11 protein-coding genes are annotated in these 13,434 nt (G+C 52.6%); 3 read left to right on the top strand and 8 right to left on the bottom strand.

From position 1 onward, the window contains the following. Positions 1-89: 89 nt before the first annotated feature. Positions 90-731 (bottom strand): MBL fold metallo-hydrolase, encoded by a 642-nt coding sequence (locus DCC81_RS04970; protein WP_108685477.1) that lies wholly within the window; start codon positions 729-731, stop codon positions 90-92. Positions 732-824: 93 nt separating this feature from the next. On the opposite strand from DCC81_RS04970, the gene DCC81_RS04965 reads away from it, so the two are divergent. Beyond that, positions 825-4,187, top strand: a complete 3,363-nt coding sequence (locus DCC81_RS04965) for a hypothetical protein (RefSeq protein WP_108685476.1) — start codon at positions 825-827, stop codon at positions 4,185-4,187. Between the two features lie 70 nt (positions 4,188-4,257). Here the strand turns inward: DCC81_RS04965 and DCC81_RS04960 are convergent, their stop codons facing one another. The 6 genes from DCC81_RS04960 to DCC81_RS04935 form a co-directional block, all read right to left on the bottom strand. Further along, positions 4,258-4,935 (bottom strand): DUF1361 domain-containing protein, encoded by a 678-nt coding sequence (locus DCC81_RS04960; RefSeq protein WP_165806439.1) that lies wholly within the window; start codon positions 4,933-4,935, stop codon positions 4,258-4,260. Further along, complete coding sequence (locus tag DCC81_RS04955; RefSeq protein WP_108685474.1) at positions 4,932-5,303, bottom strand: diacylglycerol kinase family protein; 372 nt, start codon at positions 5,301-5,303, stop codon at positions 4,932-4,934. The genes DCC81_RS04960 and DCC81_RS04955 overlap by 4 nt, the downstream gene beginning before the upstream one ends. Beyond that, complete coding sequence (locus DCC81_RS04950) at positions 5,287-5,535, bottom strand: hypothetical protein (RefSeq protein WP_108685473.1); 249 nt, start codon at positions 5,533-5,535, stop codon at positions 5,287-5,289. Before DCC81_RS04950 ends, DCC81_RS04955 begins: the two co-directional genes overlap by 17 nt. Positions 5,536-5,562: 27 nt before the next feature. Then, positions 5,563-6,903, bottom strand: a complete 1,341-nt coding sequence (gene creD, locus DCC81_RS04945) for a cell envelope integrity protein CreD (RefSeq protein WP_108685472.1) — start codon at positions 6,901-6,903, stop codon at positions 5,563-5,565. Between the two features lie 59 nt (positions 6,904-6,962). Further along, positions 6,963-7,262, bottom strand: a complete 300-nt coding sequence (locus DCC81_RS04940; RefSeq protein WP_108685471.1) for a winged helix-turn-helix domain-containing protein — start codon at positions 7,260-7,262, stop codon at positions 6,963-6,965. A 98-nt stretch (positions 7,263-7,360) separates the two neighbouring features. Continuing rightward, positions 7,361-8,071, bottom strand: a complete 711-nt coding sequence (locus DCC81_RS04935) for a hypothetical protein (RefSeq protein WP_108685470.1) — start codon at positions 8,069-8,071, stop codon at positions 7,361-7,363. Between the two features lie 973 nt (positions 8,072-9,044). Here DCC81_RS04935 and DCC81_RS04930 point away from each other — a divergent pair. Continuing rightward, positions 9,045-11,462 (top strand): DUF5686 family protein, encoded by a 2,418-nt coding sequence (locus DCC81_RS04930; protein WP_165806438.1) that lies wholly within the window; start codon positions 9,045-9,047, stop codon positions 11,460-11,462. 152 nt (positions 11,463-11,614) lie between these two features. On the opposite strand, the gene DCC81_RS04925 is transcribed toward DCC81_RS04930, so the two are convergent. After that, positions 11,615-12,136 carry a gamma carbonic anhydrase family protein gene (locus tag DCC81_RS04925; protein WP_108686465.1) on the bottom strand — a complete coding sequence of 174 codons (522 nt, stop codon included), beginning with the start codon at positions 12,134-12,136 and terminating at the stop codon, positions 11,615-11,617. Positions 12,137-12,224: 88 nt separating this feature from the next. Between DCC81_RS04925 and DCC81_RS04920 the strand changes: the two genes are divergently transcribed. After that, positions 12,225-13,406 (top strand): aspartate aminotransferase family protein, encoded by a 1,182-nt coding sequence (locus DCC81_RS04920; protein ID WP_108685468.1) that lies wholly within the window; start codon positions 12,225-12,227, stop codon positions 13,404-13,406. The last annotated feature ends 28 nt before the right edge of the window (positions 13,407-13,434 follow it).

Genomic DNA, 13,434 nt, shown 5'->3' with positions numbered 1-13,434 from the left:
ATTATATAAATTGATATTTAATCCAATGTATACCGCTCATTGTTAATTATACGTTAGATGGCTGAAGGCCCGGAAATACCACTCGCGCATTATCCCTGCAGGAAAGGGTTGTACTTTTTCTCAAACCCGATGGTAGTAGCCGGTCCGTGGCCGGGAAAAACCTTTACATCGTCCGGTAAGGTAAACAGCTGCTCCCGGATGCTGGTGAGTAACGTTTCATGATCGCCGTAAGGCAGATCTGTGCGGCCAATGCTCTGGTAAAACAGCACATCCCCGCCTATCACAAACTTTTCCTTTTCACAATAGAATGATACACTGCCAGGCGAATGTCCGGGGGTGAAAAGCACCTCCAGCTCCGCATCACCAAAGGGTATGCGCTCGCCGGTTTCCAGGTAGCGGCCCGGAGGCACAGAAGGCTCAAACGGGATGTTGTACATCACACCCACTTCCGTGGCCCGGTCAAACACCGGCTGGTCTGCTGCATGAAAGGCAGGCTTCAGTCCAAAGGTCTTCGCTATAAGCGTATTGCCGAAAATGTGGTCAAAGTGTGTATGGGTATTTAAAAGTTGGACAACATGTAACTTTTCGCGTTGTATAAAGTCTAACAGTTCTTTGCGCTCAATTTCATAATAACAACCAGGATCTATGATGATACACGCTTTCCCCTCGCTGATCAGCAGGTAGGTATTTTCCTGCAAAGGGTTGAAAGTGAATTGTTGGATTTGGATCATTGTTTCGCCGATTTTTATATAATTTTATCGATATACAATATTATCAATACTTTCAGTATGAACCGATTTATTACCAGGTTTTTATTCGCCGGAATGCTGATACTTTCCACGTTTGCTGCCCACGCCCAAACCAATACGGTAGAGTATGGGAAAAACCGGGTTCAATTCAAGAAATTCAAATGGCGTTTTTACCAGAGCCGCCACTTTAATACCTACTTCAGCCAGAACGGCCTTGAACAGGGCAAATACGTAGCCCAGATGGCCGAGCTGGAACTCCCCTCCTTGGAACAATTCATGGAATTTACCTTCCGCAACCGCGTCAACATCGTGGTGTATAATAACTATGGTGAATACCTGCAGTCCAATATCGGTATTGGTATTGACTGGCAGAACACCGGTGGCATTGCCAAGCTGGTAGGCAACAAACTGCTGGTGTACTACGACGGGGACCATGAGCACCTGCGTAAACAGATCCGCGAAGGCATAGCCCGCGTGATGCTGGAAAACCTGTTGTTTGGCGAAGACATTGGCGAATTTGCCGGTAACGCCGTGGGGGGAGAGCTGCCCAAATGGTTCACCGACGGTTTCATTGCCTATGCCGCAGAACATTGGAATACTGACCTGGATGAACAACTGAAGAACGTGGTGCAATCTGCCAAATACAGCAACTTTAACCAGTTTGCCTACGACAACCCCTACCTGGCCGGGCATGCCTTCTGGTACTATATTGAAAGCAAGTATGGTAAGGATGCCGTGCCTTACCTCATGTATATTTCCCGCATCAGCCATGGCATGAAAAAGGGCTTTGAGCAGGTGCTGAACAAAGAGCCCAAGGTTATCATGCAGGACTTCTTTGTTTACAACGCCAAGCGCTACCAGCAGGACAACCGCCGCCGCCGCCAGGTGACCAAGGGCCGCGCCATCGTAGCACTGGAAACCACTAAAAAAGATTACTTCCGCTTCCAGCCCAACCCGAAGAACAATACCTACGCAGTAGTGGAATTTAAGAAAGGTATCTGGCACGTGGAGATCCGCCTGGGTGATGAAACCCGCAAGGACCTGCTGCATGGCGGCTGGCGCCAGCAGAAGTCTGAGCTGGACCCTAACTACCCGCTGCTGGCATGGAACCAGAAGGGCAACCGCCTGGCCATCATTTATGAAAAAGAAGGCAAGACGAAGCTGATGGTCTATGATCTCATTACAAAGATCACCATCCGCCAGGACCTGCCCCAGTATGAGCGCGTGCTGGATGTGAAATACCTCTGGGAGTACGACAACTCCCTGCTGCTGAGCGCTGTGAAGAACGGGCACTCCGACATTTACACCTACAGCATCAGCAACCTGAGATCCGAGCAGATCACCAACGACGTGTTTGACGACCTGGACCCCTCTTTCGTGGCCTTCCCCGGCAAGCAGGGTATCATTTATGCCAGTAACCGGCCTTCCGCTACGGCCCGCAGCTCGGATACTACATTGCCCCATGGGCGTTATAACATCTTCCTGGTAGACAACTTCAACAAAACGTCCCAGAAGCAGATCTCCCAGCTGACGAACATGGCCTATGGCGATGCCCGCCTGCCCGTGCAGTATAACACCACCCACTTCACCTTTGTATCAGATGCAAACGGTATCCGTAACCGTTATGCCGGCTTCTTCAAAACAGAGCGTGCCGGTGCAGACACCCTGTACTACGTAGGTGCGGAGATCCTCCACAATCCTGAAAAAGAAGAACTGGACTCTGCCCTGGCAGACTATGGCGCTACCGGGCCGGACTCTGTGCAGGTGGTTACGCTGACCAAAGATTCCACCTACACTTTCCCCATTACCAACTACCAGTATGGTATCAAGGAATCCACTATTGGCGGGGACCAGGGCCAGGTGTCTGAAGTGGTATCGCTCAATGACTATAAACGCCTGTACAAACTGAAAGTGGATACCAACACGCTGCGCCGCCGCAACGTAACCGCAAGGCCTACCCACTACCGCCAGGCACAGATGCATGAAGACAGCCTGCGTTTAGGCATCCCCGTGAGTGTGCCCGCTACCGTGGACACCGCCCGGCATAATGATTTCTTCCAGAACGAATTCGGCAATGAGCCCGATACCACCAAACGCCAACTGGAAGCGGCCGCACCCTCTCCCACGGTGAATATGTACCGTGAAGAACCGGTGCTCAAGAAATCACAATTATTCCCCTACCGGTTAAAGTTTGCCACGGATTACGTGCTGCTGCAACTGGATAACTCTATTCTCATCAACCGTTACCAGACCTTCACCGGTACAAACGCAGGCATGCCTACTGGCCCCATCCAGCTGGCCAATCCCTTCAACGGCATGATACGCCTGGGCGTAAGTGACCTCATGGAAGACCTCAAGTTCAATGGGGGCTTCCGCCTGCCGCTGGACCTGAACGGCACGGAATACTTCTTCACTACGGAATACCTGAAGCGGCGCTTCGATTATAAATTCACCTACTACCGCAAGGCAGAGAAAGACGCCATCGTGGTAAGTACCGGCGGTTCTTCCGGCATCAGCTACCCGGCCAAGCTGAAGACCAACCTGTACCAACTGGAAGTGCGCTATCCGTTCAGCCCTGTGAAGCGCATCGGCCTCACCGGCGCTATCCGCAACGACCGCCTGGTGACCCTGGCATCTGACGCTACCAGCCTGCACGAAAGTGACCACCACAATACCTACGCCATTGGCCGCGTGGAATACGTGTATGACAATACCCTCAATCCCGCTATCAATATCTGGAAAGGCACCCGCTACAAAGCATATGTGGAGGGCGACTTCCGCATGGGCGGCAGTGACCTGTCACAGTTCTTTGGGGCGCCGGTTCCCGGCAAAGGAGGCCTGATGGTGAACTATGGTTTTGACGGCCGCCACTACACCACCATTTTCCGCAACTTCATCTGGGCAACCCGCCTGTCTGCAGACTTCTCCGTCGGTACAGAGAAAATGCTCTACTACCTGGGTGGTACGGACAACTGGATGTTCCCCAAGATTAACAGCTACCCGCTGGTAAGCACCACGGAATCTTACGCGTTCCAGACGCTCACCGCACCGCTGCGTGGTTACAAGCAGAATGCGAAGAATGGTAACAACGCCCTCCTGTTCAACCAGGAACTGCGCCTGCCGGTGTTTGCCACCTTCCTGCAAAAGCCCATCACTTCTGCATTTATCCGCAACTTCCAGGTAGTGTCCTTCATGGATATTGGTACGGCATGGAATAAATCCTTGTCGTTCAAAGACGCTAACTATACATACTATACCAATGGCCAGGTGACTACCAAGATCAAGGAAGGCTTTCTCGGCCCGTTTGTGGGTGGTTATGGTTTCGGTGTACGTTCCACCATTGCCAGCTACTTCCTGCGCCTGGATGCGGGCTGGCCCATGACGGGTTTCTTCCGCGGCTCTCCCATCATTTACTTTGGACTGGGCGTAGATTTCTAAACCGCACTTACTTAACGCATATAAAAAGGAACAGCAGGCTACGAAGGCCTGCTGTTTTTTTTATGCTTACTCATGCTTGCGCTGGCCGGTGCACCATTGGGCGCATCACCCACAACAAGGCGGCCATGCAGGCGGTAAATGCCCAGGCATCCAGGTGATGATGCGGGTGCAGGAACAGGCCTGCTACGCCCTTGCCGATCTGCATGGGCTGGGTAAACACGTACCAGCTGTTCCACCGCCAGTAGCGGCCCATGTACACGCCCATGCCGGTGAGCAGGAATACCACGGCGTTAAAGACCAGCGGCTTTATGCGGGGAAACTTCCGGCTCCAGAAGTGCTGCATTTGCTGCAGGGAGCTGTAAGCCCACACCATGCCAGCCCAGGCAAAGGCCAGCAGCAGGATCAGGTCGTACCAGCGGGGCACGTCCTGGTACTGGAACAGGTGGTAAAGGTCCGTGAGCATGTAAGGTGCATTGGGCAGGAACATCAGCCACACAAAAACCATGGGCGCCCACAATATAACGCGCCGTTGCAGCCGGGGCACCCGGGTAAGGGCGGTGCTGATGATGAGTGGCACCAGGGCCAACACAATGTTCCAGGCCATATTCATCATACCCGGCTGCCTGGTGTGCTGTACCCGCACGCCCAGCATGGCCAGCGGAAACGCGGCAATGAACAGGTGTTGCAGCCAGTCCGGCAGCTGCTCTTTGTATTCGTATATCCGTAAGCGTGATAGTAACTTTTTCATCGTTGTAAATATGGAAAGAAGATCAGCACACCCGCTATCACCGCAATGATGGCACTCACCAGCACAGCCCCCGCGGCTACATCCTTGATCCATTTTATCCGCGGGTGCCGCTCGGGCGCCACGTGGTCCATGATCTTTTCCACCACGGTATTGATCATCTCTGTAACCCACACCATTCCTATGACCAGCAGCAGCAGCACCCATTGCAGGGCGGGCAGTTTTACATAGCAACCCAATGCTACCACCACTACGGTGGCCAGTGCGTGAATGCGGGCATGCGGCTCGCTGCGCAGGAAGGCGGCCATGCCCTGGAAAGCGTAACCAAAGCTAAGAAAGCGGGTGCGCCAGTAGTTAGTGAATTTGTTCATGAGCTTTGTCAATTACCGATGTACGGGCAGCCACCCAGGTCCAGGCGCCGCCTACCACGGTAAAATAAAGGAAAAAATGCGCCATTATGCTCAGCAGGCTGTGACAACCGCGGTCAAAGGTGAAAAGCAGCCACCCGCAAAGCGCTATAGCCAGCACGGTGACCAGGCTGCCGCCTATGGTGAGCGGCACGTAGGTGATACCGTACTTTTTAAACCAGGGATGCAGGATCATCTTGTTTGGATTTTTAAGGTGAATGAATTAAGCCTCGCTGGCCAACAGCCTGCGGGGCACGTCAAAACGTACTTTGCGGCTCACATACATGAGCACTGCCAGGATCACAAACAGGCCCAGGCTGCCCATCAGCAGGGCATTATCTTCCGATTGCAGGATCACGTAAATAAACCCGTAGAGAAAGGAAAGGGAACCTGCCACTGTAAGGGAAGTGCCCAGCTTCCGGAACATGCTGCCGGTAAAACCGGTGATCAACCCGATGGTCATAATGGAAGCAATGAGATAGGCCACATCAAAATTGGTCTGCTCGGAAATAGAGAGCAGCAGGGTGTAAAACACGATAAGCGCGGCACCGATCAGGCTATATTGCAACGGATGCACACTGCGGCCCTGCAGCAGTTCTATGAAATAAAACACCAGGAACGTGAGGCCTATAATGAGGATAGCATATTTGGAAGCACGGCTGGTTTGCTGGTAAGCATCTATGGAGGTCATTAACCGCACACCGAAGTTGCCGTGCTCCATATGGTAGGTATTGCCCACCCATGCATCCGGGTAATTGCGGTTCAGCTGCAGCACCTGCCAGTTTGCCGTAAACCCTTTCCCATGGCTGCTGTGGGTCTTGGGTAAAAAGTCACCTTCATAGCTGGGCTCCATGGTATCGCTTTCCAGGTTTACCTGGGTGAAGCTGCCCACCGGGGAAAAGAACAATTGTTGTGAGCCTTTCAGGTCAAAGTGGATATCAAAATCACCGGCCACCAGCTTGCCCTCCTGTAACTGTACCGGCACGCGGGTAAGGATGCCGCTGGGGTACAGGTCCTGGTTGGCCACACCCGGCGTGAAGCTATAGTCACTGTTGTTGTACACCATCTTTACTTCACTGCTGATGCCCCTCAGGTCAGACACACCTACGGAAAGGCTCACCTGGTCCGGGAGCACCCAGGCAGGGTCTATGCCCAGAGAGTTGAGCGCCAGGCTTTTGAAATCGCCCTTCAGATCCAGGTGGCTATCATAAACAGCCGTTTTATAAATGCCCCGGCTCCGCAGCTCCGGGTGCAACTTGCCGTTGATAGCGAGTTTTTCCGGGAGCACGTATGCATACAGCACCTCACCGGCCGCCTGGGCATCTGTCGTTTTGGGCACGCGGTAAGGCACTACCAGTACGGGCCCTGTCACAGTTTGCGACTTTCCCCATTGATCATTGATAGAGGCGGTAACACTTTGCTGGTACGCGTGTCTTTCCCGGATGAGGTCTTGCAGCATTACCGCGGGGATGAGCAGTATTACCACGAGCAGGAGGATCACCATAGCTTTGATTACCGGGGCGTAGCGCTGGAAGAGGTTGACCTCGGGCGATTGATTTTCCATCGTGTCAGTTTTAGAGTTTAAAAAGCACTTTGTATTTCAAAGTATATAGATAAAAAAAATTACTTTACAGATTTGATCATGGCTTCCAGGGCGGCCAGGTGGTTTTTGAAGGCTTTTTCGCCGGCTTTAGTTACGGCGTAGGTCGTGTTGGTCTTGCGGCCAATGAAGCCCTTATGCACTTTGAGGTAGCCGCTTTCTTCCAGCGTGTTCAGGTGCGAGGCCAGGTTGCCATCTGTGAGCTCCAGCATTTGCTTCAGGTCATTGAAATTCACCTCCTCATTCACCATGAGAATGCTCATCACGCCCAGGCGTATACGGCTTTCAAAAATTTTATTTAAATGCAGGATGGGATTTTCCATTCCAAAAAAGATCAATTGACGTCACAAAGATAAGCAGTCCGCCCAGTAATTGACAGCTTGCAAATATACGCTCCCCACCCAGGCCATGGTAGCAGGTTCTAGCCCTCTGCAGGGTGCCGCTCATACTTCCACCACATGAGCAGTCCGTAGATAATATGGCATACCCCAAAGCCCAGCGCCCAGAAAATAAGGCTGTAACCCACTATATCAAAGAAGAACAAGTTAATGAGGCCCAGTGCTATTTCCGTGAGGCCCAGGTAACGTACATCGCGCACGGTGTACTTGCTCACATTGATCAGTGCCAGCCCGTAAAATACCAGGCAGGCGGGCCCTATGGTAACATCGTAATGGTGATAGATACAACCCAGCAGGAACAATCCTGAACTGCCCAGGGTGACGATCATGTTCATGGCCATTTTGCGCGAAGTGGCATCCCAAAGGGAGGCACCTTCCCGGTTTGCCTTGCGCCAGGTGAAGTAAAAACCGGCACCAAAGGCCAGGATCACAATTACACCTGCCAGGATCAATAATTCCAGGCGGAGCTGGTTCCATATATCGGCATCCGCGCTCAGCACCGCGCGTCCGGCGGTACGTGCATGCTGCACGGCCGCATCGTAGTCCACATCCCCACCGTACGGCTGCACCAGTGCGCGGTAATGATCAATGCGCAGATGCGCCACGTACGCCCCGGCCAGGGCGATGATGCCCGCCGCCACTCCACTCAGTCCGCTGAGGGAGAGAAAGCGCGTGGATTTTTCCATGATACGCTTAATATCATGCAATGCCTGGATGGATTGTTCTTCGGTCATGTGTTAAAGCACTTTGCACTACAAAGCAAATGCATTTATGTGGGATTGCCAAATGGAAAATGTTTAAAAGGGGGGAAGGGGATACCATCGCCCCGCGGGGCCTGTCTCCCCGGCGGCGATGGTCGCCAACCAGGGCATGGCCTTGCTTGTAAAAAAAATTACCCTTGCTTTGTGAGCAAAGTACTTCCTCTCCCAAAGGCAGGCCCCCTTTCTCCGCATCCGGGAGACGGCCCCGAACCGCGGCTTTCCTCTCCCGGGAGAACAGCTGCTCACCGGGCCTCCTTGCCCCGCACCTGGGAGACGGTCCTGAACCGCGGCTTTCCCCTCCCGGGAGATCAGCCGCTCACCGGGCCTCCTTGCCCCGCACCCGGGAGACGGTCCTGAACCGCGGCTTTCCCCTCCCAGGAGAACAGCTGCTCACCGGGCCTCCTTGCCCCGCTCCCGGGAGACGGTCCTGAACCGCGGCTTTCCCCTCCCGGGAGATCAGCCGCTCACCGGGCCTCCCGTCCCGCTCCCGTGCCAATCGCCTCCCACAGGCCCCATCCCGGCATCCACCTACAAAATGATGTACATATCCCACTCCCCGGCCCGGTAATTGTATTACCCGTTCATTACTTCCACCCAGGGTCTTCATTTTTACGGTAACTTCGTTGCCGTATTAAGCGTTGTACCCCCGGTGAAAACTGTAGCGATCCACCTGGATAAGTTGCCTGCTCAAAACGGGCACCGATAATACTTTCCAGGTTTCCCTGCCGTTATTTCACCGGTACAAAAGGAAACTTTGCCGGAACTATCCCCAGAACCACCGGTTTTGGCCCCGAACGCGGCCCAGATCGGACAAAGACATGACTTTCAAGGATAAAAAACCAGTATTTTTACCGCAATTATGACGGGTTGGACGAGAATCATAGCTATAATTTTAGGTCTACAAGTATGGGGTATTAGCCTGTTTGCGCAATACAAGATCACCGGAGTGGTACGCGACGCCCACTCGGAAGAAATCATCCCTTTTGCTACCCTGGTATTCCCCCATACCAATACCGGTATGGTCACAGACGTAAACGGAGCATATACTTTTGACCTGTCATCTATCCCAGGAGATTCCCTGCAGGTAAGGGTAATGGGCTACCGCCTCCTGGCCATGCCCGTAAAGCGCAATGTACCCAATCAAACCATCAACTTCGATATTGAACGCTCCGACGTGTCACTGAAAGTGCACGAGGTAAAGGCCAATGTGAACTTTGCCCTCATCCTCCTGCGCCAGATCGTAAAACACAAACCGGAAAATAATTTCGACCGCATTCCCAACTACAAATACCAGTTGTACAACAAGATCGAGATCGATCTCAAAAATGTGAACAAGAAGAAGTTCTCCCATAACTTCCTCACCAAGCCATTCACCTTCATCCTGGATAATATAGACAGCACGTCGGAAGAACAACCCTTCCTGCCGGTGTACCTCACCGAAACCATGTCTGAATATTACTACCAGAAAGATCCGCATAAGACCAAGGAGATCATCAATGCATCCAAAACATCGGGGATTGACAATGCAAGCCTTATGCGCCTCATGGGCGGCATGTACCAGAATGTGAACGTGTACGACAACTTCATCCCCGTATTTGATAAACAGTTTGCCAGTCCTATCAACAACAACGGACAGCTGTTCTACGACTACAAGATCGCGGATACGGAATACATCAGCAACCAGCGTTTCATTAAACTGGCCTTTACGCCCAAACGCAAGGGAGACAACGCTTTCAGCGGCGACATCTGGGTACACGACACCACCTACGCGGTGATGAAAGTAACGCTCACCACGGATCGCAGTGCCAATATTAACTTCATCAAGAAGATCAGCATGGTGCAGGAATTCCGGCAAATGCCCGACAGCACCTGGTTCCTGGCCAAGGATAAATTTGTGGCGGACTTTTCCCCGCCCGGGCCTAATCCCACTAAAACACTGGATTTCATTGGCCGTAAAACCACTACCTACACGGATGTGGTAATGAATGATACATCCGTCACGAATATTTTTTCAGACAAACGGTATCCGTCCAACATTAACCTGCTGGCCGATGCCCAGCAGCGCCAGGATACGTTCTGGTCGCACAACCGGCCGGATAGTCTTAGCGGCAACGAAGCTGGTATTTACAAGATGGTGGACTCACTCTACCACATGCCCCTGTTCAATAAATATTACAATACCATTAAGTTCATCGCAGGCGGTTACAAGCCGTTTGGGCCTATCAAGTATGGCCCGTGGTATTATGTTTTCACGGCCAATGACCTGGAAGGATTCCGCACGGAGCTGGACCTGGCCACCACTAAGCAATTCCATCCTAACCTGTACCTCACAGGCTACCTGGCATACGGCTTCTCTGATCATGTGTACAAAGGCCAGCTCACGGCACTGTACCTGCTAAGCCGCCACCCGCGCAGCTACGTGTATGGCTCTTACACCAAGGACCTGGATAACGGGATCACCTATACGGACGAAATAGGCACCGGCAACATCTTCAGTGTGGCGATCCGCAAGCCGGGTGTGCCCCAGAAATTCCTGATGACGGAAACTTACCGTGCGGAATATTTCAGGGAATACTGGAGCGGCTTTTCTTATCACCTGAATTTTATCCACTCCGCCTACCACCCGTTTGCGCCCTTACCCACCATTGAAGATTATGCGAAGGAAGGCCAGAAAGGCACGCCTCTCACTAACTTTGAGGCCAAGCTGCAACTGCGCTATGCCTGGCATGAAAACTTCCTGGAGGGCGATTTTTACCGCACCAGCCTGGGTAGCAAATACCCGATCGTGGAAGCGGATTATTCCGTGGGCATACCGGATGTACTGGGCAGCCAGTACTCATACCAGCGCGTGGCACTGCAGGTGTATGACTACGTAAAAGTGCCGCCGGTAGGCAAGTTCTATTACAATGTATTTGCCGGGAAGATCTTTGGTACCCTGCCCTACACACAGCTGGATATTGCAAAAGGCAACGAATTGTATTACTACGATAAGTACGCGTTCAACATGATGAACCGCTTTGAATTCCTGAGCGATGAATATGTGGGCGTGAACCTGGAACACACCATTGGCAATGGTTTGCTGGGATATATCCCCCTTATCAAAAAACTGAAATGGCGCCAGTTCTGGACCGCGAAAGGCCTCATCGGCGATCTCTCACCTGCCAACCGTGAACTGAACCTCACCAAAGGTTATCCCTTCCGTACCCTGAAAGGCAATCCCTACCTGGAAGTAGGTACAGGCATTGAGAACATCTTCAAATTCCTGCGCGTGGATTTCATCTGGCGCGTAACACCGCAGCCCACTGCAGACGATCAGTGGAACAAACGTTTCGGGGTGTTCGGAAGTTTCAAATTATCATTCTAAAGAAAATACAAGGGGAAATCTCATAAGTAAAATGAAGGCCCTGAGAATTGCTTAAACAGAAAGTTTTTCCATCAGGTACCCGAACAAAAGAGGGTTGTCTCGAAGTTTGAGACAGCCCTCTTTTTATTCCCGCGGGTTATCCTGTTACTTTCCTATTCTTCTGTTTTAAACCAGCCTGCATACATCAGGTAATTGTTTGCAATACGCTTGATCTCTCCATTCATAAGGTCCTGGCTCACTTTCTTTACCATCTTTGCAGGCACGCCCGCATAGATGCTGCCGGCTTCAATGATGGTATTTTCCAGTACCACCGCGCCCGCGGCGATGATAGAGTTCTTACCCACCAGTACATTGTCCATTACGATGGCTCCCATCCCGATCAGCACATCATCTTCCACTGTACAGCCGTGCACAATGGCATTGTGCCCGATAGACACGTTGTTGCCGATAATGGTTTTTGTTTTTTCATAGGTGCAGTGGATCACCGCACCATCCTGCACATTCACTTTGTTTCCCATACGGATGCTGTTCACATCACCGCGTACCACGGCATTGAACCATACGCTGCAATCATCGCCCATGATCACATCGCCACAGATGGTGGCATTGGGGGCAATAAAACAATTATTTCCCTGCTGCGGGAGTACTCCTTTTACTGGTAATATGAGGGCCATAACGTAGATTTTCTGTTTGTAGGGAAAGGTAATGAATTTGTCCATTGCTCCCTGCACTGCCTTACCTTTGCTGCAATTATAAAGCGCAATGAATAACCGTCAACTTTTCTTGCGGCATGTGGCCCAGACCTCCGATGCGCCTCTGGCGCTGGAGATCACGCATGCAGCAGGTATGTATATGTACCAGGCCAATGGAAAGCGCCTGCTGGACCTCATTGCAGGCATCAGCGTGTGCAACATGGGCCACTGCCATCCCGCCGTGGTAAAAGCCATCCAGGAGCAAGCCGCCACCTATATGCACCTGCTGGTATATGGAGAACTGGTGCAGTCGCCCCAGGTGGCCTATGCGTATACCCTCACCCAACACCTTCCGGCAACGCTCAACTCCGTATATTTTACCAACTCCGGCGCAGAAGCCACGGAAGGCGCCATGAAACTGGCCAAGCGCTACACGGGCCGCCCGGAGATCATTGGCTTTGAAAACGCTTACCATGGCTCCACCCAGGGGGCGCTCAGCCTTATCGGGGAAGAATCCATGCGGGCCGCTTACCGCCCGCTACTGCCCGAGACACGTCATATCCGCCAGAACAATATGGACGACCTTCTCCAGATCACAGCGCGCACTGCCGCCGTGATGCTGGAAACCGTGATGGGCGAAGCCGGTGTGCGCAAACCGGATGCCGCCTGGCTGCAGGCCCTGCGCGCCCGCTGTACGGAAACAGGGGCCTTGCTCATCTTTGACGAGAACCAATGTGGCCTGGGCCGCACCGGTACCCTCTGGGCCTTTGAACAATACGGCATTGTGCCGGACATCGTTACCCTGGGCAAGGCGCTGGGCGGGGGCATGCCCCTGGGCGCATTTGTGGCAGACCGGGAAGTGATGTGGGTGCTCACCCATAACCCGGTCCTGGGGCATATCACCACTTTTGGCGGGCACCCCGTCAGCTGCGCTGCAGGCCTGGCGGGCTTTGAGGCCCTGCTCTCTTCCGGTGTGATCGGGGAAGTGGCGCAAAAAGAGCGGCTGTTTCATCACCTGCTCCGGCACCCGCGCATTAAAACAGTAAGGTCCGCGGGACTGATGATGGCTGTGCAACTGGATGATTTCCCGGCAAATAAGAAAGTGATCGACTACTGTATTGAGAAAGGCATGCTTACAGACTGGTTCCTGTTTGCCGCTGATTGCCTGCGCATTGCGCCCCCGCTGATCATTAGCGAAGCGGAGGTAAAAACCGCCTGTGCCCTGATCCTGGAGGCACTGGACACACTTTAGGAATTTTCACTATATTTGTAGGCAACGA

Origin of the sequence: Chitinophaga parva (genome assembly GCF_003071345.1) — a bacterium.
Taxonomy (GTDB): domain Bacteria; phylum Bacteroidota; class Bacteroidia; order Chitinophagales; family Chitinophagaceae; genus Chitinophaga; species Chitinophaga parva.
This window is presented reverse-complemented; position numbering and strand designations above follow the sequence as displayed.

What these genes read in the sequence shown, in the direction of transcription:
- DCC81_RS04955 (WP_108685474.1), bottom strand. Translation starts at nt 5,303, where the DNA reads ATGAACAAATTCACTAACTACTGGCGCACCCGCTTTCTTAGCTTTGGT.
- DCC81_RS04950 (WP_108685473.1), bottom strand. Translation starts at nt 5,535, where the DNA reads ATGATCCTGCATCCCTGGTTTAAAAAGTACGGTATCACCTACGTGCCG.
- DCC81_RS04920 (WP_108685468.1), top strand. Translation starts at nt 12,225, where the DNA reads ATGAATAACCGTCAACTTTTCTTGCGGCATGTGGCCCAGACCTCCGAT.
- DCC81_RS04935 (WP_108685470.1), bottom strand. Translation starts at nt 8,071, where the DNA reads ATGACCGAAGAACAATCCATCCAGGCATTGCATGATATTAAGCGTATC.
- DCC81_RS04965 (WP_108685476.1), top strand. Translation starts at nt 825, where the DNA reads ATGCTGATACTTTCCACGTTTGCTGCCCACGCCCAAACCAATACGGTA.
- DCC81_RS04960 (WP_165806439.1), bottom strand. Translation starts at nt 4,935, where the DNA reads ATGAAAAAGTTACTATCACGCTTACGGATATACGAATACAAAGAGCAG.
- DCC81_RS04940 (WP_108685471.1), bottom strand. Translation starts at nt 7,262, where the DNA reads ATGGAAAATCCCATCCTGCATTTAAATAAAATTTTTGAAAGCCGTATA.
- DCC81_RS04970 (WP_108685477.1), bottom strand. Translation starts at nt 731, where the DNA reads ATGATCCAAATCCAACAATTCACTTTCAACCCTTTGCAGGAAAATACC.
- creD (WP_108685472.1), bottom strand. Translation starts at nt 6,903, where the DNA reads ATGGAAAATCAATCGCCCGAGGTCAACCTCTTCCAGCGCTACGCCCCG.
- DCC81_RS04925 (WP_108686465.1), bottom strand. Translation starts at nt 12,136, where the DNA reads ATGGCCCTCATATTACCAGTAAAAGGAGTACTCCCGCAGCAGGGAAAT.